Source organism: Veillonella atypica KON (assembly GCF_002959915.1).
Taxonomy (GTDB): Bacteria; Bacillota; Negativicutes; order Veillonellales; family Veillonellaceae; genus Veillonella; species Veillonella atypica.
The window spans coordinates 148,645-167,930 of record NZ_PPDE01000001.1 but is presented as its reverse complement, the minus strand read 5'-3'; the positions used below and the strand labels follow the sequence as shown (position 1 = coordinate 167,930).

Annotated in this window: 21 protein-coding genes; 6 read left to right on the top strand and 15 right to left on the bottom strand. The window is 38.8% G+C overall.

Annotated elements, in window-relative coordinates:
* Positions 1-962, top strand: a 962-nt coding sequence (locus VAHSUH02_RS00855; RefSeq protein WP_105112023.1) for an ISL3 family transposase, incomplete at its 5' end; no start/stop codon positions are given.
* 72 nt (positions 963-1,034) lie between these two features.
* Here the strand turns inward: VAHSUH02_RS00855 and VAHSUH02_RS00850 are convergent.
* From VAHSUH02_RS00850 to VAHSUH02_RS00835, 4 genes are all read right to left on the bottom strand, one after another.
* The gene (locus VAHSUH02_RS00850) at positions 1,035-2,282 is read right to left on the bottom strand and encodes an L-cysteine desulfidase family protein (RefSeq protein WP_005382223.1); all 1,248 of its coding nucleotides are present in this window, start codon (positions 2,280-2,282) and stop codon (positions 1,035-1,037) included.
* Position 2,283: 1 nt separating this feature from the next.
* Complete coding sequence (locus tag VAHSUH02_RS00845) at positions 2,284-2,655, bottom strand: RidA family protein (protein ID WP_005375663.1); 372 nt, start codon at positions 2,653-2,655, stop codon at positions 2,284-2,286.
* A gap of 74 nt (positions 2,656-2,729) precedes the next feature.
* Positions 2,730-3,554: a hypothetical protein gene (locus VAHSUH02_RS00840; protein WP_005382221.1), complete on the bottom strand. Its 825-nt coding sequence runs from the start codon at positions 3,552-3,554 to the stop codon at positions 2,730-2,732.
* Entirely contained in the window at positions 3,554-4,498 is a 945-nt protein-coding gene (locus VAHSUH02_RS00835; protein WP_005382219.1) for a hypothetical protein, read from the bottom strand. The genes VAHSUH02_RS00840 and VAHSUH02_RS00835 overlap by 1 nt, the downstream gene beginning before the upstream one ends.
* A gap of 202 nt (positions 4,499-4,700) precedes the next feature.
* On the opposite strand from VAHSUH02_RS00835, the gene VAHSUH02_RS00830 reads away from it, so the two are divergent.
* Together VAHSUH02_RS00830 and VAHSUH02_RS00825 are read left to right on the top strand one after the other, a co-directional pair.
* Complete coding sequence (locus tag VAHSUH02_RS00830; protein WP_005382211.1) at positions 4,701-5,597, top strand: prenyltransferase; 897 nt, start codon at positions 4,701-4,703, stop codon at positions 5,595-5,597.
* Positions 5,598-5,832: 235 nt separating this feature from the next.
* Positions 5,833-6,654, top strand: a complete 822-nt coding sequence (locus VAHSUH02_RS00825; RefSeq protein ID WP_005382209.1) for a MetQ/NlpA family ABC transporter substrate-binding protein — start codon at positions 5,833-5,835, stop codon at positions 6,652-6,654.
* 82 nt (positions 6,655-6,736) lie between these two features.
* Here VAHSUH02_RS00825 and VAHSUH02_RS00820 read toward each other — a convergent pair whose 3' ends face one another.
* The 4 genes from VAHSUH02_RS00820 to VAHSUH02_RS00805 all read right to left on the bottom strand — a co-directional run bounded on the left by VAHSUH02_RS00820 (position 6,737) and on the right by VAHSUH02_RS00805 (position 9,862).
* On the bottom strand, positions 6,737-7,141 hold the full coding sequence (locus VAHSUH02_RS00820) for a cytidine deaminase (protein ID WP_005382207.1): 405 nt from the start codon (positions 7,139-7,141) through the stop codon (positions 6,737-6,739).
* A 10-nt stretch (positions 7,142-7,151) separates the two neighbouring features.
* Positions 7,152-8,453 (bottom strand): pyrimidine-nucleoside phosphorylase, encoded by a 1,302-nt coding sequence (locus VAHSUH02_RS00815; protein ID WP_005382205.1) that lies wholly within the window; start codon positions 8,451-8,453, stop codon positions 7,152-7,154.
* Between the two features lie 53 nt (positions 8,454-8,506).
* On the bottom strand, positions 8,507-9,169 hold the full coding sequence (deoC, locus tag VAHSUH02_RS00810) for a deoxyribose-phosphate aldolase (protein ID WP_005382204.1): 663 nt from the start codon (positions 9,167-9,169) through the stop codon (positions 8,507-8,509).
* Between the two features lie 63 nt (positions 9,170-9,232).
* On the bottom strand, positions 9,233-9,862 hold the full coding sequence (locus VAHSUH02_RS00805) for a 3'-5' exonuclease (protein WP_005382203.1): 630 nt from the start codon (positions 9,860-9,862) through the stop codon (positions 9,233-9,235).
* Between the two features lie 231 nt (positions 9,863-10,093).
* On the opposite strand from VAHSUH02_RS00805, the gene pyrF reads away from it, so the two are divergent.
* On the top strand, positions 10,094-10,813 hold the full coding sequence (pyrF, locus tag VAHSUH02_RS00800) for an orotidine-5'-phosphate decarboxylase (RefSeq protein WP_005382201.1): 720 nt from the start codon (positions 10,094-10,096) through the stop codon (positions 10,811-10,813).
* Complete coding sequence (gene pyrE / locus VAHSUH02_RS00795) at positions 10,810-11,397, top strand: orotate phosphoribosyltransferase (RefSeq protein WP_005375671.1); 588 nt, start codon at positions 10,810-10,812, stop codon at positions 11,395-11,397. The genes pyrF and pyrE overlap by 4 nt, the downstream gene beginning before the upstream one ends.
* Before the next feature lie 190 nt (positions 11,398-11,587).
* On the opposite strand, the gene VAHSUH02_RS00790 is transcribed toward pyrE, so the two are convergent.
* The 3 genes from VAHSUH02_RS00790 to VAHSUH02_RS00780 are packed head-to-tail and all read right to left on the bottom strand — an operon-like array spanning position 11,588 to position 12,857.
* Positions 11,588-11,956 carry a hypothetical protein gene (locus tag VAHSUH02_RS00790; RefSeq protein WP_005380198.1) on the bottom strand — a complete coding sequence of 123 codons (369 nt, stop codon included), beginning with the start codon at positions 11,954-11,956 and terminating at the stop codon, positions 11,588-11,590.
* A gap of 9 nt (positions 11,957-11,965) precedes the next feature.
* On the bottom strand, positions 11,966-12,541 hold the full coding sequence (locus VAHSUH02_RS00785; protein ID WP_005382199.1) for a DUF1700 domain-containing protein: 576 nt from the start codon (positions 12,539-12,541) through the stop codon (positions 11,966-11,968).
* Complete coding sequence (locus VAHSUH02_RS00780; RefSeq protein ID WP_038124780.1) at positions 12,528-12,857, bottom strand: PadR family transcriptional regulator; 330 nt, start codon at positions 12,855-12,857, stop codon at positions 12,528-12,530. The genes VAHSUH02_RS00785 and VAHSUH02_RS00780 overlap by 14 nt, the downstream gene beginning before the upstream one ends.
* Before the next feature lie 223 nt (positions 12,858-13,080).
* Here VAHSUH02_RS00780 and VAHSUH02_RS00775 point away from each other — a divergent pair, with 223 nt between their 5' ends.
* Positions 13,081-14,067, top strand: a complete 987-nt coding sequence (locus VAHSUH02_RS00775) for an IS30 family transposase (RefSeq protein ID WP_005382195.1) — start codon at positions 13,081-13,083, stop codon at positions 14,065-14,067.
* Positions 14,068-14,175: 108 nt separating this feature from the next.
* Here VAHSUH02_RS00775 and VAHSUH02_RS00770 read toward each other — a convergent pair whose 3' ends face one another.
* The 4 genes from VAHSUH02_RS00770 to VAHSUH02_RS00755 form a co-directional block, all read right to left on the bottom strand.
* Positions 14,176-15,273, bottom strand: a complete 1,098-nt coding sequence (locus VAHSUH02_RS00770; protein WP_005382188.1) for a S1C family serine protease — start codon at positions 15,271-15,273, stop codon at positions 14,176-14,178.
* A gap of 444 nt (positions 15,274-15,717) precedes the next feature.
* Positions 15,718-16,407: a response regulator transcription factor gene (locus tag VAHSUH02_RS00765; RefSeq protein WP_005377711.1), complete on the bottom strand. Its 690-nt coding sequence runs from the start codon at positions 16,405-16,407 to the stop codon at positions 15,718-15,720.
* Positions 16,400-17,743, bottom strand: a complete 1,344-nt coding sequence (locus VAHSUH02_RS00760) for a sensor histidine kinase (RefSeq protein WP_005377717.1) — start codon at positions 17,741-17,743, stop codon at positions 16,400-16,402. The genes VAHSUH02_RS00765 and VAHSUH02_RS00760 overlap by 8 nt, the downstream gene beginning before the upstream one ends.
* 138 nt (positions 17,744-17,881) lie before the next feature.
* Complete coding sequence (locus VAHSUH02_RS00755; RefSeq protein WP_005380179.1) at positions 17,882-19,234, bottom strand: pyruvate carboxylase subunit B; 1,353 nt, start codon at positions 19,232-19,234, stop codon at positions 17,882-17,884.
* Positions 19,235-19,286 lie beyond the last annotated feature (52 nt).

Here is a 19,286-nt window from a genome sequence, read left to right as displayed (position 1 = left end):
ATCCATTTGTACGAAAACATATGCAACTAAGTGTAACTAATATTAGAATGCTATTTGATAAACTTACTGAAAGTGTAACCTATACAGCTATTGCTAACGAGTGTGATACATCTATTACTACAGTATTACGTTATTGCTCTATGATCACTATACCTAAGCCCAAGACCTTACCCACTGTGATTGGTATTGATGAGTTTAAAGGAAATGCAGAAGGCTACCAATACCAAGTTAATTTAACTAATCCAGATACACATGAAATATTAGATATTTTACCGAAACGTGATACGCAAGCATTAATCCACTATTTTGCATCATTTAAACATAAGGATCGCCTACAAGTTAAGTTTATTGTAATGGATATGTCCATACAATTTAAGCGCATCATGGAGGCGCTATTTCCACATGCGCATATTATCTGTGATCGATACCATGTATGTCGACTTGTAGATTGGGCGGTAGAGCGAGTTAGAAAGCGTGAGCAACATAAACTGGCTGCTTATTCACGTATGTTAAAACAGAATCGACGTGTACTAATGAAGCATCCAGACCATTTAACGGAAGCCGAACATATTAAACTATGTGAAATACTCAGAATATCTGATGATTTACGAAAAGCATATGCTTTAAAACTTTCTTTTAGAAAAATCTTTTCAATCTATGGTAAACAAAGAATAGCTGCACATTTAACGCATTGGTTGGAATTAGTAAAAGCATCTGGCTTAAATGAATTTAATAACTTCTTTACATCATTTCCTGCATGGATGACGCAATTAACTAATGCATTCTTACTTCCATATTCTAATGGATACACAGAAGGAACTAACAATAAAATTAAAGTATTAAAACGGATAAGCTATGGACTTCGCCACTTTGGTAGATTTAGAGTATGTATTCTACTTTTGAGCAAAAAGAATGGCACCAACCATAACTATGATTGGTGCCAAAGAAGACTCGTAGGGTGAATACCCCAACATTTGACAGAGAGCCTTTATAGAGAGCTTTTATTATATCTAATTTTATTTTCAATATAAAGCTTAATGTTTTAACATCTCATTCAAAATAACGACATCCGTTTCTTTCATGCCTTGAGCCACGGTACCAATACTGCGGATGGTATCATCAACGGAGTGAGCTACAAGGCCATCACCCTTTTGATAACTCTTGTTAAGGCGAGCTTGTTTATAGCCCATGAAAGCTCCATCTAAGGAGATGGCAATTTTACCGGCACAAGATGGTTTCGCCCCATCACATACGATACCGGATAGACTAACAAGGCCATTTACAAGTGTATCTTCGATGATATCTTTGCTATCGCCTTTCAAGAAGGCAATACCAGCTACACTTACAATGCCAGCCGATACAACGCCACAATATGCGGATAGTTTACCAATACCAGATTTAACGTAAAGCGTTAACAAATTGGCAAATACAAGGGATCGATATAATTCCTCATCGGTTTTATCGAGTTCCTCAGCAGTTGTAATGATAGGCATTGAAACGGTCAATCCTTGATTGCCAGAGCCTGAGCAAATAACTACAGGCAACGGGCACCCACTCATGCGTGCATCGGATCCTGCTGCGGCACGAGCCTTACACTTTGTTTCTAGAGATGGGGTTTCATCATCAAGCAATAACAATCGCCCAATATTGGCACCATAATCATTGGATAAACCTTCATTCGAAATGGCCGTATTATATTCTACCTGCTGCTTAATGCTAGGTAAGATACCGGAAATGTCACTAGCTTTTGCAAATTCGTAGATACTATCGAATGTCATCGGACAAGTACTACTTTCAGCCTCTTTAATTTCATTAATGGTTTCAGAAATCACATTTCCATCTACGGACACATAGGTAATATTGGTATGTGCATTTTCAATGCGTACCACTGCCGTATGTTCATCGGTGGTTGCCGTAATTTCAATGTAGAGATTATCAACACCTTCTGCTAGTTCTACAGTGCAAAAGTTAGCCTCTAATAAGGTGCCTAACCACTTACGATCTTCATCGGTAGTCGATTCTAACACCTCTAGTTCTCGTTCTGGATGGCCTACGATGGCACCGAGTACGGTAGCCGCCGCTAAGCCTTTGCGGCCTCCAGAGTTCGGAATGACCACGGATTTTACGTTTTTAATGATATTGGCACTGCATCGTGCATGAATGTGGTTGGGAAACTCATCCAATACGGATGCGGCCTTGGCTGCTGCATAGGCAAGAGCGATTGGCTCTGTACAGCCAAAGGCAGGTCGCATTTCTTTTTGTAATAATGAAATATAATCCATATTATACTTCCGCGATGATTTCCACTTCTACTGCAACGCCCAATGGAAGATCTTTTACAGCCACGCAAGAACGAGCTGGTTTAGATGTAAAATATTTTGCATATACTTCGTTGAAAGGTTTGAAGTCATTGATATCAGCTAAGAAGCATGTTGTTTTGATAACCTTGGAGAAATCAGAACCTGCTTCGGCTAATACAGCTTCAATATTTTTGCATACTTGTTCAGTTTGTGCTTCGATACCTCCTTCAACTACGGAACCCGTAGCCGGGTTAATCGCTACCTGACCAGAAGCGAACAAGAAACCGCCAGCTACTTTAGCTTGGGAATAGGGACCTACTGCTGCAGGCGCTTTATCTGTGTGAATTGTTTTCATAATAGGACTCCTTTTACAATACATACATCATATAGAAATTATTATACATTAATATCGATGTTTTTCAATATATTTTATTTAATAGATTTGAAAGCATCTGCAAAGATTGGCATAAAATATTGACGTTGTACATCACTAGTCAATGCCAAGAACAATGTAGGCTTTTGTGGATTCATTACGAGTGCTGCTTTTGCATAATATGGGAATTTGATACCTTCCGCATCAACTAATACACGAGAACCTACCGTATATGTTTGATACTTTGTATTATTCATTTTCTCCATTTGTTCTGTGTTTTCTACAGTAATTGTAGTAGGTTTTTGGCTTTCACCAACTACACCAACGGCAGTGCTGTAACCTGTACCAGCACTTACATAGATGGAACCGGGTACGTTCTTATCTGGCAATGTAAATGTTTTAGATTCTTTTGGCAACAGATTATTAACCGTAGTCAACATGAGTTGTTCTGTAATCGGATCCAACTCACCATTATTGAGTATGGCTAATACAGGAAGGACAGACGCATTAGCCTTAGGGTTATCAAACAATGCATTGGCTGCTGTTTTCAAATCTACGGCCACTAACAAAGCGTCCTTTTGGCCGGTTTTATCTTCCCCTTGTAATTGATATACATCATAGGAAACGCCCATATAGTTAAGCGCAGATAATGCATCCTCATTACTTTGACGGGTCCGTTTATTCGTAGTTGGTTTTGCATTATCCTTGATAAGCAAATCCTTTATAATATCCACTGAATTTGTATCAGATGCGGTCGCCACCGTAACTGTATTAGGAACAGACATAGTCCCTGCTAATGTTTTTACATCCGTTGCGCCCGCAAAACTAGTCACAGCACCAACTAAACATGCTGCTAATACAAGAGTTTTTAAAGGTTTCATTATTTATTGCCTCCCTTTAGGGTTTTCAATCCATACATGGATTCTAATTGTCCTGACCAGTAATCTCGGCTCGTATCTTCGGTAGCCAAGATTTGTACTGTAAGCCCATCGTTTTGTGGCATTGCATACATAGTTAAGCTACCAGGCAATACAAAACCATCATATTTTAAGCTGCCGCGCACACTCATACCAGCCATAGCACCAAACTTAGATGTATATGGTTTAAATGATATTTCTGTAGCGCCCATTGTAAAGTTAGGGATGACTCTCTTAAACAGATCTACGCCCTCTTGCACACTTTGTCTATTCTTTTGCGACAACGACGCATCTTGCATAGCACTTTGTTGTATTGTTTTAATCATGTCGCGATGCATAGTAGCATTTAAATTTGCCATTTGTGGTTCTAACATCTTGCGATCAAGTGTAACTGTGGCCATTTTTGAAATAAACTTCTCTGCATTAGATTTTGTGTAAGGCTCGCTAACAGATTGTGCTTTCACTTGTTTATCGGCCATTGCTGCGTTAACAATTTGAGTAGCTGTACGATCGAGATAATTAATCGCCTCTTTATTTACATTGTATGTAAGCAACCAACCTGTATGATGACCTAATATACTATCCCCAGATAATTGGTACAAACTATACCCATCTAGAGCAGTACCTTTAAATTCCTCTTTTACCATTGGGTAGGATGTTTTTATGCGGTCATTCATAGATTTTGCAGCTCGCTCATTAGCTGTTTGAAGGGTCTTATTTTGTTCCATCGTTCTGAAAGTAGGATTTGTAGGAATCGCATCTACAGCTACCGCGTGTACACCATTATTAGTGGTAGCATACTGACCATAGCCTAAATCAATTGTATCGGCACAAGCTACAGCCGCCATACCTACCGTTAAGCAGGTCGCGCAAGCTAGTGTCATTACCTTCTTACTCCACGTTTTCATAGTCTCACCTCATGAATATATGAATTGAATTATATAAGTAAGTTAAATTAAGAATTTTAAATATACATATAATATTATACTATACAATTGTACTAACATGATAGGTACACCAAATTTACATTTCTCCTAATGTACTATACAATACTTAAAGATAAGAAAACGTATTTCTAACAGAAAGGAGTTGGCATTTCGCCACACCATTATGATACAAGAATTAATTCCTCTCACTAGACCTCGCACATTGGCTGCTGCATTAGGGCCAACCATCTTAGGTGCTGCATTTAGTTATTATACCTTCGGTGCACTTCATGGCACAGGACTCGCCATATTCCATACAATTCTTATATTTTTAGCCGTCGTATCGGCTCAAATCATTGCCAATTTATGGAATGAATTGAAAGATTTTAAATCTGGTCTTGATGCGGGGCAAAAAATAGGTAATGCTGGTTCCCTTACCCGTGGTGCTGTGACGCCAAAGCTCATCTCCACTATGATTAAGGTTCTTATGATTGTACCTATCATCATCGGCCTATACCTATCAGCCACCATTACATGGTGGTACATTCCGGCCGGCATCATCTGTATTTTAATTAGTTTTTTGTATTCAGGTGGCCCAAAGCCAATTTCTCGCACACCATTTGGGGAGATCTCATCCGGTATCGCCATGGGTTTTGCTATTGTCCTCATTACAGGCTTTGCGTGGACGCGTGAACTTTCACTAGCATTCCTAATCCCTGCACTACCGGCTACTCTATTAGTTGGATCCATCATGCTCACCAACAACATTCGAGATATTCGAAACGATGAAAAACACGGTCGTCGCACATTACCAATTGTATTAGGCCGCGACCGTGCCATCAGCCTAATGAGCATCACCTATATCTTTAACTTCTTCTGGATTGGAGCCTGGATCTATTTGAAAGTCCTCCCAATCCCAGCATTACTCGCATTACTAGCCATCATCCCAGCATTTAAAACCATCAAAACATTCTATACCCATGTGGACGAAATCAAATTAGATAAAGCCATGGGTACTACCGCTGGTGCTGCTATGTTATATCAATTACTATTAGGTATAGGGCTCATTATTAGCCGTTAACCAAACTAAAAGACAATAAGCAAAGGAGCTACCACTCAAAACCTCCACCGGCCGGGTCTGACTCCGGCCTACGGCCTACGCAGGGCCAAAGTCGGTTTTGAATGGCAGCTCCTCTTTCTATATAACTTTTAGTTATGGATAACTACTAATAATACATACTTGCATGATGGGAAATAATTTAGTACTATAAGCTTATCGAATTACATTTAATTTTCTCGAAAAGGAGAGTGTTTGTATGAACAAATTTTTAGCATTAGCGGCTACAGTCGTTCTCGGCGGTGCGCTATTAATCGCAGGTTGCGGCAGCGATAATAATAAAGCGGCTAGCAGCGGTGACAAACAAGTATTAAAAATTGGTGCTACTGCAGTACCACATGCGGAAATCTTAGAACAAGTAAAACCGATTTTAGCAAAAGATAATATCGATTTACAAATCACAGAATTCACTGATTACAATACACCAAATCTAGCATTGGGTGATAAAGAAATCGACGCTAACTTCTTCCAACATGTGCCATACATGGACGAATTTGCGAAAGCTCATAACCTTCCTCTAGTATCTGTGGGTGGCGTTCATCTTGAACCAATGGGCTTATATTCCCGTCAAATCAAAGATTTAAAAGACCTTCCTAAAGGTGCAAAAATCGCTATTCCTAATGACCCTACAAATGGTGGTCGTGCATTAATGTTATTACAAAAAGCTGGTCTTATCACATTGAAAGACTCTAACAATATCTTATCCACTGTACAAGATATCGCTTCTAATCCTAATGGTTACCAATTCGTAGAATTAGAAGCCGCTCAAGTGCCTCGTTCCATCGACGATGTTGCACTAGCAGCTATCAACACAAACTATGCATTAAGTGCAGGTCTTAACCCTGGTAAAGATGCATTGTTCATCGAATCTAATGATTCCCCTTACGTAAATATCGTAACTGTTCTTAAAGGCAATGAAAACGACCCTCGTATCAAGAAATTGATGGAAGCTCTTCATAGCCCTGAAATCAAAAAATTCATTCAAGATAAATACCAAGGTGCAATTGTTCCTGCATTCTAATGGTCATTATCTTATGCTAAAAGGCTGGAGCTACGCGCTCCAGCCTTTTTCTTGTACTACGTATATTTCACTGTAGAAGGATCTATTTACCAGTTACATCGCATTCAGAAAAACTAAATGGTAATAGTTCCTCCATAGTTACTATTTTTATATTCCCCATCAAGTTCCCCATAATGATTAGAGGTATTTTAAATTCAGCCATTACCTGACGACATGCGCCACATGGCGCACAAGGTCCTTCTGTATCAGCAACTACGGCAAGGGCCTTAAATTTTATATGACCTTCGGATACGGCTTTAAAAATGGCCGTTCGTTCAGCACAGTTTGTGAGACCATAGGAAGCATTTTCTATATTGCACCCTTCGTAAAGGGTACTATCTTCGCATAACAAAGCAGCGCCAACAGCGAAATGTGAATATGGAGAATAAGCGTTTTCGCGAGCTTTTATGGCACAATCCATAAGTTTTTGAATTTCTAATTCTGTCATATACGACTCCTTATTCCACAATATCAAGGATTGTATCCACTACGCTCGGCAGTTCGTCACCAATTGTAATCGCCTCTATATAGGTCTTAGCCGCATTAGCAAGTAAGCTTTCATCAGAGGCATACAAGGTCGCAATACTTTCACCTTCAGTAATGGCATCACCAGTTTTTTTATGCATGATAATACCTGCACTATAATCGATAGGGCCATCTTTAATGGTGCGGCCAGCACCAAGCATAACAGATGCTATACCACATTGTTCGGTATTCATATGGGTAATGTAACCAGCCTTAGGCGCTATTACATCAGATGTACATTGGCCGATAACTAGTAGGCTTTCATCATCAATCACAGAGCTATTACCACCTTGAGCGTCAATCATGAGGCGTAGACGTTCGAGTGCAGCGCCAGAATCGAGAGCCTCACGCACACGAGTTAGGGCGGTTTCATAGTCGCAGATGTGGCTTAAAACGAGCATGTGAGCAGCCATGATAATACATTCATGAGTCAAGTCCTCAGGGCCATGACCTTTTAATGTATCAATGACCTCACGAATTTCTAAGGCATTGCCTATGGCATGACCAAGGGGCCGATCCATATCCGTCAAAACAGCCTTAACGGAACGACCGTTTTCACGTCCAATATCTACCATAGCCTTAGCCAAGGAACGGGCCTCTTCAATGGTTTTCATAAAGGCTCCACTGCCGACCTTTACATCTAGTAGAATGGCTTGCGCACCAGATGCCAATTTCTTGCTCATCACGGAGGAAGCAATAAGAGGAATACTGTCCACTGTTCCCGTTACATCGCGCAAAGCATAAAGTTTTTTATCGGCTGGTGCCAAGCCTTCTGATTGACCTATAACAGCAAGGCCTATTCTATTGACTTGGGCGATAAAATCTTCTTGACTTAAGGATACTTTCAAATGAGGAATCGATTCCATTTTATCGATAGTCCCCCCTGTATGCCCTAGGCCTCTACCAGACATTTTTGCGACCTTACCACCACAGGCGGCCACTAAAGGAGCAATGATAAGTGTCGTCTTATCCCCTACACCACCTGTACTATGTTTATCTACGGTGATACCATCAATTGACGATAAATCCACCATTTGTCCAGACTGAGCCATCGAGAGTGTCAACGTACCGAGTTCACGAGCATTCATACCATTAAATACGATGGTCATCAATAGAGCACTTACTTGATAATCAGGAATAGTACCATGTACATAGCCCTCTATGACAAAGCGAATTTCCTCATTTGTTAGTGCTAAATTGGCTCTTTTTTTCAAAATAATATCATACATGCGCATAGTTACACCGCCATTCTAAGAAACCACCTAAGCACTGCCTAGGTGGTTTTTCTTTATACTTCTTCGTCCAAATGATCTTTTAGGAGCTCTACGGCCGCACTCGCCCCGATACGACTACACCCTTCTGCAATATAAGCCTTCATATCAGAAATGGAACGAATGCCTCCGGCAGCCTTAATCTGTACATTAGGACCAATGTGCTTCTTAAATAGTTGCACATCTTCTAATGTAGCGCCACCACTACCAAATCCAGTTGAGGTCTTGATAAAATCTGCGCCGCCTTCCGTTACACAATGGCATAGTTCTATCTTTTCTTCATTCGTTAAGAAACAGGCCTCGATGATAACCTTTAAAATGTTATCACCGCATACGGATTTAAGAGCCTTGATTTCCTCTGTTATAGCATGAAAATCCCCTTGTTTCGCATCACCTAGATTGATGACCATATCCACTTCTGATGCACCTTCTGCAATAGCTTGTTTCGCTTCCGCCACCTTGGATTCTGTCGTTTGATAGCCTAGAGGAAACCCAATAACGGTACAAACATTCAAATTGGGATATGCATTATGAGCGGATGCCACAAAATCGGGGGGAATGCAAACTGATGCCGTATGATAGGCCAATGCATCTTCACAAATCACCTTAATTTCGTCCCATGTAGCAATGGGTCTTAACAATGTATGATCCACATAGGTTAATAGTTCTTTACCTAACATGACTACCTCCAAAACAATCTATTATTCTATCAGGATTAGTTACCATCGTAACCGAGCACGTCTTTAGAAAAAGGACATCTGCTCTGGTTCTGGTTCCTTATGTAATTCTGCTTGTGCAGCTTTATTTTTTTCATCGATAAATGGTTCAAGAGGTACGCCTGTTTTTGAAAGTAGTTCGGGTAGTGAGTTCGCCCCTTTCAAGCGAGCTGCCTCGATAGCAACCTTGGCGCATGTTTCAGCATCATCCAATGCATAATGATGCTTAAATTCTATGCCTAAGTACGCCGCCATTGTGTTCAATTTGTGATTTACCAAATCGGGCCATACGGCACGAGAAATTTTTACAGTACACGCATAGTCAAGTTCTGGCCAAGGAATGTTATAGTAATCAAGAGTGGCACGCAATACATTCATATCGAATTTTGCATTATGGGCAATCATGATTTTTCCCTTCAAATGATTTTCATAGATAGCAGGCCATAGTTGATCAAATGTCTTTTCATGCAACACTTCTTTAGGTTCAATTCCATGAATTTCAATACATTCTGGGTCAAAGGACATAAACGGTGGTTTAATAAGACTATATGCTTTTTTGGTAATCTGCCCATTTTCAACGGTAATGACCGCTAAGGAACAGGCGCTATTTTTATATTTATTAGCTGTTTCAAAATCCAATGCTACAAAATCTAACATGGTAATCCTTTCTTAGCTATTAACAACATATTATATACATCAGTCCGATATACATATATCAACTCGTATTAGGAATCATCTTCACTTCTGTATTTATTATATCATGAACGCGAAGAAAATCGATGTATAAAAGCAGTTCTTAAGCCGACTTTCACAACGGATTTTCATTGACAGGACGCCCTATTCTATGTGAAAATTATTTAGATATATAAGTACTATGGAGGTTATAACATGGCAGATGACAGATTAATCGTCGCCCTCGACGTATCCACAATGGATGCGATGAAATCTATCGCTTCCTCACTCGGGGACTCCGTTAGTTTCTATAAGGTGGGCATGGAATTATTCTACGCCGAAGGGGACCAAACGGTTCGCTATTTGCAAGAGCACGGCAAACATGTATTTCTCGATTTGAAATTACATGATATTCCTAATACGGTGGCCCATGGCGTATCTTCCCTTACTCGTTTAGGCGCCAATTTAATTACCATTCATGGTCAAGGTGGCCCTATAATGATGAAAGCTGCCGCTGAGGCTGCTCGTGAAAGCGCTGAAAAACTAGGCATCGAACGTCCAAAACTATTGGCTATTACCGTTTTAACGAGCTTTGATGACGAATCTTGGACATCTATTGGCGGTCAATTACCAATTGCAGACCAAGTCATTCGCCTTGCTAAACTAGCAAAAGAATCCGGTATGGACGGTGTTGTATGTTCCGCTTTAGAGGCTAAGATGATTCGCGAGGCCTGTGGACCTGATTTCCTTATCGTTACACCAGGTATTCGCCCATCCTTCGCAGCTACAAATGACCAAAAGCGCATTGCTACACCATCGAGTGCATTACAGGATGGTGCATCTCGCCTTGTTATTGGCCGACCTATTACGCAGGCTGAACATCCACAAGAGGCGGTACGTTTAATTATTGAAGAAATGGAGAGTGTATCCAAATGATGTCAGAACAAGAAGTAAAACAATTACTTATCGATACTCAAGCAATTTTAGAAGGTCATTTCTTATTGACTTCTGGTCTACATAGCCCTATGTACGTTGAAAAATTCAACGTATTACAACATCCAAAGTACACTGAAACATTGTGTAAAGAATTAGCTGAACGTTTCCGCGATCAAAACGTAGAACTCGTTATTGGACCTATGACTGGCGGTATCTTATTAGCTCACGAAGTCGGTAAAGAATTAGGCACACGCGCTATCTTTACAGAACGTGAAAAAGGCGTTATGACATTGCGTCGTGGATTCAAAATCGAACCAGGTACACGCGTACTAATCGTAGAAGATATCGTAACTACAGGCGGTTCCGTACAAGAAGTTGTTAACGTAGTTAACCAATCCGGCGGTGAAATCGTAGGCGTAGGTCTTCTCGTTAACCGTTCTGGCGGAAAAGCTGAATTCGGTGTACCAAAAGAAAAAGTACAAGCATTACTTAACCTTGAAGTGCCAACATACAAACCAGAGGAATGCCCTCTCTGCAAAGAAGGCGTAGCTATGACAGAACGCGGTTCTAAACATATTAAATAAAATTATAAACAAATACAAAAAGAGCTCCTTCACTGAGGAGCTCTTTTTGCTTGTGTGTAGTTATTGTGTGTAAGAGAGAGATTCTGATACGAATGTATCACATAGAGTGTGTAGCTCTATGGTGGCCATGAATGCACTTTCATGACCACGCGCTCTAAAAGTGTTGTGAGAGAAAAGAATCAATAGAATACTATAGATTTTGAGTAGTCTGTGGTGCACCTTGTTCCACAGGTGGTTGAGGCGCATTACCATTTGGTTGACCCCCTTGAGGCATTTGGCCAGGTTGACCTTGAGGCATCATTTGGTTTTGACAATTTTGGTACATATGTTGACCATTATTTGGTCCCATACCATCTTGAGGCATCATTTGATTATTTCCATCCATCATATGTTGGTCCATATGCATATTAGAACCATCATGTCTATGTGGTTTTCTAAACTGTTGTTCATTGGTTTTCATCCATTCACCAAAATTTGGTAAATCATTTACAGCAAAGGATGTACCTACCCCTACAGCACTGATTACAGTTAGAATGGCAGCAATTATAATTCGTCTCATAGGTCCTCCTTAATCTACATTGCTGAAATAACGTTCGCGTACACCACGAAGTTCAGCACCGATAAATATACATGTAAGGCCACCAAAAAGGCCTACACCTGCGAGTGCAACTAAAGTTATCATAGATAACGCAGGAAATGCGGTTACATTTTCAAATGGTTGCCATGAGCTACCTAATAAATATAAAATAGCTGGCGTAATTACCAATATAAGTACGCCTACAATATAGGCTAACGCACTGCCAATAGCAACTAATGTCTTCGATGCCTTTTTTGCCATTCCCGGCAGTTGTGGTAATAAGCGTTCTTTATACTCATCAAATCTAGCATAGATTTCTTGCATATTTACAGATTTACTTGTATTACCATCCTCATTTAACGTATCTGTAATAATTCCAGCATCTACATAGGATGCATAAATTTCCTCTGGAGTCCCCAAGGATTTAATAATTTCATCATCTGTAAGGCCTTTTTCATGGCCTACAGCAAAGTGTTCCTCATAAACCTCTATAATACTCTCTACATCGGCAACGTGCGCCTTTTTAAAAATATTGCGCAATGCCTCTAAAAAGCTATTTTTGTCCATTATAGTCGACTCCTTTCAACAGGATATTGATGACACCAGAAAATTCATCCCATTCTTGGCGCATCTGATTGTATGCTGCACGGCCGTTTGCCGTGATGTGATAATATTTTCGAGATGGCCCTGTGGACGACTCTTTCAAATACGTTTCAACATACTTTTCTTTTTTCAATCTATTAAATAATGGATATATCGTTCCTTCAGAAATTTCTATGTATTCCGAAATAGTGCTTACAATTTCATATCCATAGCGATCCTGCTGTGTTAATAATGCTAGCACCAACATATCCATAACACCTTTTTTTAATTGAACTTGCATAGTTCCTCCCTTTAGGCTGTGCCTACTTGCCAATGTGAAAGCTCTCTTACGGTCACTATCATGTACTGACAAATACATAATAACACAAGGTACCTCGAATTGCAAGGTACCTTGTAAAAAACTTTTTATAAACTTGAATTTATAATCTAAGTGCAACTAAAAAAGATTCATGGCTTTCTGATAAAATAGTGTTTGCAAAGACATCTAAAAATCAGGAGGAGCCATGAATCATTATACTCATTTTACACTAAAAGAGCGCGAAATTCTAAAACATTTTATTGATATAGGAAAAAATCAAACAGAAATTTCAATTTTACTTGGGAAAAATAAATCGTCTATATCAAGAGAAATCAAAAGAAATAGTCAAAATGGCGAGTACATACCTTGTGAAGCCCATGACAGATATAAAAATAGACGCTTTAATTGTAAACCAAGAAAAAAGCTAGATAATCCAAGTCTATATGAATGTGTAAAGAATTTATTTTTTAGACATCAATGGTCTCCGGAACAGATCTCCTCTCGATTGAAATTTGAAAATTCAAGCTTCACTATTAGTTACAATACAATTTACAGGGAAATATATAATGGTCGTTTTGATGAAAAAGAATTATCACATGGAAATAGAGGAGTTGTTCGCAAACTACGACATCGTGGTAAAAGTCGTCATACAAAAAATTATGAAGAAAGACGTGGAAAAATTCAAATTAGTAATTTAATTACAGATAGACCAGCTCCTGCAAATAATCGAGAACGATTAGGTGATTGGGAGGCTGATACACTTATGGGGCAGACTGGTAAGGCTTGCTTAGTAACATTAACTGATCGAAAAAGTAGGTATCTGCTATGTAAAAAAATTGCAAAAAAGAATGCATTTTTAGTCAAACAAGCGATGATTAAGCTTTTAAAAAATCAACCTCTAGAAACAATAACTCCAGATAGAGGGAAAGAGTTTTCTAAACATGCAGAAATTAGTCAGGAGTTGAATTTAGTAGAATTTTATTTTCCATTTCCACATCATCCTTGGCAAAGAGGAACAAACGAAAACACCAATGGATTGCTTAGAGAATATTTCCCGAAAACTGTGGATATTAATCAATCAGATAGCTATGTTGAAGCAAAAATGAAAGAAATAAATCTTAGGCCGCGCAAATGCTTAAATTGGAAAACTCCATACGAGGTTTATCATTCAGTAGAGTTGCATTTGACTTGACAATTCAAGAAATAAAAAATCCTTTCAACGTGCTGGAAAATGCAGATAATATCTAGAGTTCCACCAGTCGAAAGGATTTTATATATAATTTTTCTATTTCTAAAACTATTAGTTAGACGAGGATTGCCCTAATGTAACTTGAGTACTTTTCATTTTACCATTATGAGTATAGGATACTAAAATAGTGTCGCCAGGGCTCTTGGCGTCAATTTGCTCTTTCAATTCGATTAATGTACTTACATTCTTACCATCGATTTGAGCAATCGTATCACCTTCTACAATACCAGCTCGAGCCACAGGACCGGTAGAATCCAATTGTACAATAAGAAGGCCTTCTCCTTCATAGCTTACATTATTACGAGCCGCTGTTTGCCGATCTACAGCCCATACGCCTAAATATGGACGAATGACCTTACCGTTTTTAATGATAGAATCAATTATAGGTTTTGCAGAATTAATAGGAATGGCAAAGCCCATTCCTTCTACACCCTCTTTAGAAATTTTAGAGCTATTAATGCCTATTAACTCACCATCAGCATTTAGCAATGCACCACCAGAGTTTCCTGGATTAATAGCAGCATCAGTTTGAATCAATGGGAAACGTTGTCCTTGATCATCAATGGTACGAGCTAAAGCACTAATTACACCAGATGTAACAGAACCTTTAAATTCCAGACCTAGTGGGTTACCAATGGCAATTGCTGGTTCACCTACCTGTAAAGAATCGGAGTCACCTATAACAACAGGTTGAATATTTTTAGGTGGGTCTATCTTTACGACAGCTAAATCAGATTGTTCATCAGTGCCCATAACAGTACCTTTAACGGTAGTACCATCAGACAGCGAAACTGTAACCTCACCATTGCTAGCACCGGATACAACGTGGTTATTCGTTACAATATGACCTTCATTATCTATTAAAACACCTGAACCAACGCCTTCACCTGCATAAATGGTACGATTAAAAATATCCTTTTGGAATACTTGTGTTGTAATACCCACTATGGCGGGGCCCGATTTTTTAGCCGCTTGTACAACATAGGTATTACGAGCTTCAGTCAACGGTTTTGTTTGCTTAGTTTGATTTGTCACAACACTCTGTTCCGTACCTGCTGGTGTACCAAAGAAATAATAACCTCCTCCTACACCTACGCATAGTGCAATAGCACATGCTATAATCTGTTTTTTATAATGTTTTATATTCATATACTGTCTCCTATTTTAATTGCATACAATTAATCCACACTCATTATAGGTCTTATTCCTTAGATTTGCAATACAACAATTTCTACCATTTCTAAATAATATGTAAAAAAGCAAGAAAACAAAAGAGGTATTCATTAGCATTAACTAATGAATACCTCTTTTGCATATAGTTTGAGAGTGTAAGGACTGTGAGAGAGAGTTATATATGAAGACGGAAAAGTTGAGAGAGAACTTATTAAGAGAGAGAAGTTAAGTGTATCTTTTCCGTATATCTTCATAATAATCCTTACAGTTATAGTATACACAAAATCTCTAAAAAATAAAGCATAGTATATAAAAAATATATAAAACTTCGATTATTTCTCTATAAGATAGCCCCTAAAAACATATATAACATCAACAGCTCATCAATCCATGAACTAAAAGTGAATTTATCTATGCTTTTTATACAAACTTGTAACCTACGCCCCAAACTGTAATGATATGTTTACTATCAGATGGATTTTCTTCGATTTCTTCACGCAAACGATTAATGTGAACAGCTACTGTTGCATAATCACCATAAGAATCTAACCCCCATACACGGGAATATAATTCTTCTTTAGAAAATACGATATCGCGGTTACGCATAAGAAATTCTAATAATTGGAATTCTTTTTTCTTAAGATGAACTTCTTTGTCATTTACCCAAACTTTCATCATCTTAGGATCAAGGCGAATATCACCGGATTGAATAGCATTTGTATCAACAACATCTTTTTCAGTAAGTCGTTTATATTGTGCTAACATAGCCTTAATTTTTGCAATCAATACAGATGGAGAGAATGGTTTTTCGATGTAATCATCAGCACCTACGCCAAGGCCACGGATTTTATCAATATCATCGAGGCGTGCAGTTACCATCACGATTGGTACGCGCACTTTATCACGAATGGCGCGACACACTTCAAAGCCGTCCATTTCTGGCAACATAACGTCCAAAATAATTAAATCTACTGGCGTATTCAAAGCAGCTTCAATACCATCAGTACCATTATTCATAACAGTTACGTCATAACCAGCAACCATCAAATAATCACGCTCAATATTAGCAATATCAATATCGTCTTCAATTATTAGAATATGTTCACTCATGATTTTCTCCTTTTTTCGGGAACTCTAAAATAATTCTAAGTCCATGTGGTCTAATATTTTCTATCACTACACGACCTTCGAAAATTTCCATAATACGTCTAATAATCGAAAGACCAAGTCCACTCCCCTCCTGTGGATTAGTGCGGGACGAATCAACTCGATAAAACGGACGCATAAGTCGGTCAAGTGACTCTGGCGGAACCCCAGGGCCATCATCACTTACCACACAGTACACATGACTTTCATCTTCGGTGACATCAATAACACTATGTCCTATATCTGCCATCTTATATTTTGCACTATTATTTAAAATATTTTGCAAAACCCGCTGTAATAACTGCGGATTCGCCATAATAGTAGCATCCTTAACTGTAACACGTTGGCTCAGTTCAAGACCTCTAGACTTATAATGTTCTATATGATCTTCTACAAAACCTTGTACGTATTTCCCTAATTCTATTTTCTCTGATGGTCTAGATTCCTTTTTATAGTTCAATGTTGTAATAAGGAACAATTCCTCCAACATAGAATCTAGATCATTAGCGCGCTTCAAAATGATTCCCATGTAGCGTTTTTGTTGCTCTTCGGTTGGCGCGATACCATCCCGAACGCCTTCTGCATAGGCCTTAATTGCAGTTAATGGAGTACGGATATCATGAGAGATACCTGCAAGCAATTCTTTTTGTTGCTCCTGCTCCATTTCGATTTGGTAATTAGCAGCTCGTAATGATTCCGTCATATTGCGGACGTGAATCATAATGAACTTCGTTACAAATCGGTTGATCGCAAAAAATGTAACTATAAACAAAAGTAATGCAACAATGCTAATGTAGAACGAAACGGTCTCCATCAAGCTATCACTACCATGCACAGCTCGTTTAATAGCTATGTGATATAGATATGCATGACGTCCTTCATTCTTACGCATTTCGTACACAAAGGTATGATTTGACTGATAGACAATCCCTTGTAACTCAGGATTTACATCAATCAAGCCAACGATAGCAGATTCATTGTAAATCTGTTGTGTACCGTAAGAATACAGAACCTTTCCCTGATCGAGAATTTCTACATACACCTCATTAGGGTCTAACAAACTATAGCTTGGTTTAACAAGAGAATCCATTAAACCATTGTCTATACCATAAAAGGTAATAGTCTCAGCCACACGGCTAACACTTTTAAACTGTTGTTCTTGCTCGATACGCAAATAGTATCCGGCATTCGCTAAAATGCGTAGTCCTGAAAAATATAACAAAAATAGAATAATTGCAATTAATATAGGAACTACAAATAGAACAACATTGGATATCCAAATTCTAATTTGTAAATTCACAGGATTACCTCAATATCATAATTAGTAGATACTCCTTATAGTGTACGCTATTTTACTCATGATTAGCAAGAGAAAATATAAAATTCGTATAAACATAAAAACAGCCCTACCAAAAAGGTAGAGCTGTTAATATTAAGATTAACGACGGTTAGCTTCGAAGAAGTTAATTGCAACTTCTGGGAACATAGCGTATGTTAATACGTCTTCTTCAGTGATGTTTTTGTAACCTTTAGAGTTCAAATCTTCAGTGTAGCCTGCCAATTCAGGTTCAATAAGATCTGCTGGACGGCAAGTGATAGGTTCTTCATCGTCAATGATAGTGTGACGAATTTCGTCAGAAATTTTACCAGGCAATGCACCATATTTACCGCGTACAAGATCTTTAACTTCGTTAGGAACCATTTTATAACGGTCGCCCATCATAACGTTCATCATAGCCATTGTACCAACGATTTGGGATGTTGGAGTTACCAATGGAGGGTAACCCAAGTCTTCACGAACGCGTGGCATTTCATCCATTACGTCGAAGAAGCGATCGCCCATACCCATTTCGTTCAATTGGTTTTGAGTATTGGACAACATACCGCCAGGAATTTGGTAACGACGAACAGCTGGGATTACATCGCTAGCTGGTTTCAAGTTGAATTCTTCAGCGATTTGTTGTTTTACTTTACGGAAATGATCAACTAATGGAATGTATTTATCAAGGTCAAGACCAAGATCCCATTCAGTGCCTTTGAACATTTCGATCATAGTTTCAGTAGCTGGTTGGCTAGTTGCATGAGCGAATGGGGAGATAGCAGTATCGATGATATCTACACCAGCTTTAGCAGCTTCCCAGTATGTAGTGCTTGCAAGACCGCAAGTGAAATGGCTGTGCAAGTCGATTGGCAATTCACCAAAACGTTTTTTGAAAGTAGAAACTAAATCGAATGCATCAGCAGGTCCTAACAAACCGGACATATCTTTAATGCAAAGAGAATCAGTACCCATTTCAACCAAAGTTTCAGCAACTTTCAAGAAGCTTTCAGTTGTATGAACTGGAGAAATAGTGTATACCATAGCGGATTGAACGTGTGCGCCTGCTTTTTTGGAATATTTAATAGCAGCTTCCATGTTACGAGGGTCGTTCAATGCGTCGAAAATACGGATACGGTCGATACCATTTTTTACAGCAGCTTTACAGAATGCTTCCACTACATCATCAGAGTAATGTTTGTAGCCCAACAAGTTTTGACCACGAAGTAACATTTGTAGTGGTGTATTTTTTACATTAGCTTTTAATTTGCGAAGACGTTCCCATGGATCTTCGTTCAAGAAACGAAGACAGCTATCATAAGTAGCGCCGCCCCAACATTCAAGAGCTTCATAACCGATTTCATCTAAAAGGCCAAGCACTGGTTCCATTTGTTCGTAACGCATGCGAGTTGCCAAAATAGATTGATGACCGTCACGAAGAACGGTTTCACAGATTCTTAATTTTTTAGCCATGTTAATCCTCCAATTCGAAATAGTAAGGTGATGTAATTTTATACATACACTC

Excerpts from the sequence above, each read along its gene's own strand:
- VAHSUH02_RS00850 (WP_005382223.1), bottom strand. The coding sequence starts at position 2,282 with ATGGATTATATTTCATTATTACAAAAAGAAATGCGACCTGCCTTTGGC.
- VAHSUH02_RS00845 (WP_005375663.1), bottom strand. The coding sequence starts at position 2,655 with ATGAAAACAATTCACACAGATAAAGCGCCTGCAGCAGTAGGTCCCTAT.
- VAHSUH02_RS00840 (WP_005382221.1), bottom strand. The coding sequence starts at position 3,554 with ATGAAACCTTTAAAAACTCTTGTATTAGCAGCATGTTTAGTTGGTGCT.
- VAHSUH02_RS00835 (WP_005382219.1), bottom strand. The coding sequence starts at position 4,498 with ATGAAAACGTGGAGTAAGAAGGTAATGACACTAGCTTGCGCGACCTGC.
- VAHSUH02_RS00830 (WP_005382211.1), top strand. The coding sequence starts at position 4,701 with ATGATACAAGAATTAATTCCTCTCACTAGACCTCGCACATTGGCTGCT.
- VAHSUH02_RS00825 (WP_005382209.1), top strand. The coding sequence starts at position 5,833 with ATGAACAAATTTTTAGCATTAGCGGCTACAGTCGTTCTCGGCGGTGCG.
- VAHSUH02_RS00820 (WP_005382207.1), bottom strand. The coding sequence starts at position 7,141 with ATGACAGAATTAGAAATTCAAAAACTTATGGATTGTGCCATAAAAGCT.
- VAHSUH02_RS00815 (WP_005382205.1), bottom strand. The coding sequence starts at position 8,453 with ATGCGCATGTATGATATTATTTTGAAAAAAAGAGCCAATTTAGCACTA.
- deoC (WP_005382204.1), bottom strand. The coding sequence starts at position 9,169 with ATGTTAGGTAAAGAACTATTAACCTATGTGGATCATACATTGTTAAGA.
- VAHSUH02_RS00805 (WP_005382203.1), bottom strand. The coding sequence starts at position 9,862 with ATGTTAGATTTTGTAGCATTGGATTTTGAAACAGCTAATAAATATAAA.
- pyrF (WP_005382201.1), top strand. The coding sequence starts at position 10,094 with ATGGCAGATGACAGATTAATCGTCGCCCTCGACGTATCCACAATGGAT.
- pyrE (WP_005375671.1), top strand. The coding sequence starts at position 10,810 with ATGATGTCAGAACAAGAAGTAAAACAATTACTTATCGATACTCAAGCA.
- VAHSUH02_RS00790 (WP_005380198.1), bottom strand. The coding sequence starts at position 11,956 with ATGAGACGAATTATAATTGCTGCCATTCTAACTGTAATCAGTGCTGTA.
- VAHSUH02_RS00785 (WP_005382199.1), bottom strand. The coding sequence starts at position 12,541 with ATGGACAAAAATAGCTTTTTAGAGGCATTGCGCAATATTTTTAAAAAG.
- VAHSUH02_RS00780 (WP_038124780.1), bottom strand. The coding sequence starts at position 12,857 with ATGCAAGTTCAATTAAAAAAAGGTGTTATGGATATGTTGGTGCTAGCA.
- VAHSUH02_RS00775 (WP_005382195.1), top strand. The coding sequence starts at position 13,081 with ATGAATCATTATACTCATTTTACACTAAAAGAGCGCGAAATTCTAAAA.
- VAHSUH02_RS00770 (WP_005382188.1), bottom strand. The coding sequence starts at position 15,273 with ATGAATATAAAACATTATAAAAAACAGATTATAGCATGTGCTATTGCA.
- VAHSUH02_RS00765 (WP_005377711.1), bottom strand. The coding sequence starts at position 16,407 with ATGAGTGAACATATTCTAATAATTGAAGACGATATTGATATTGCTAAT.
- VAHSUH02_RS00755 (WP_005380179.1), bottom strand. The coding sequence starts at position 19,234 with ATGGCTAAAAAATTAAGAATCTGTGAAACCGTTCTTCGTGACGGTCAT.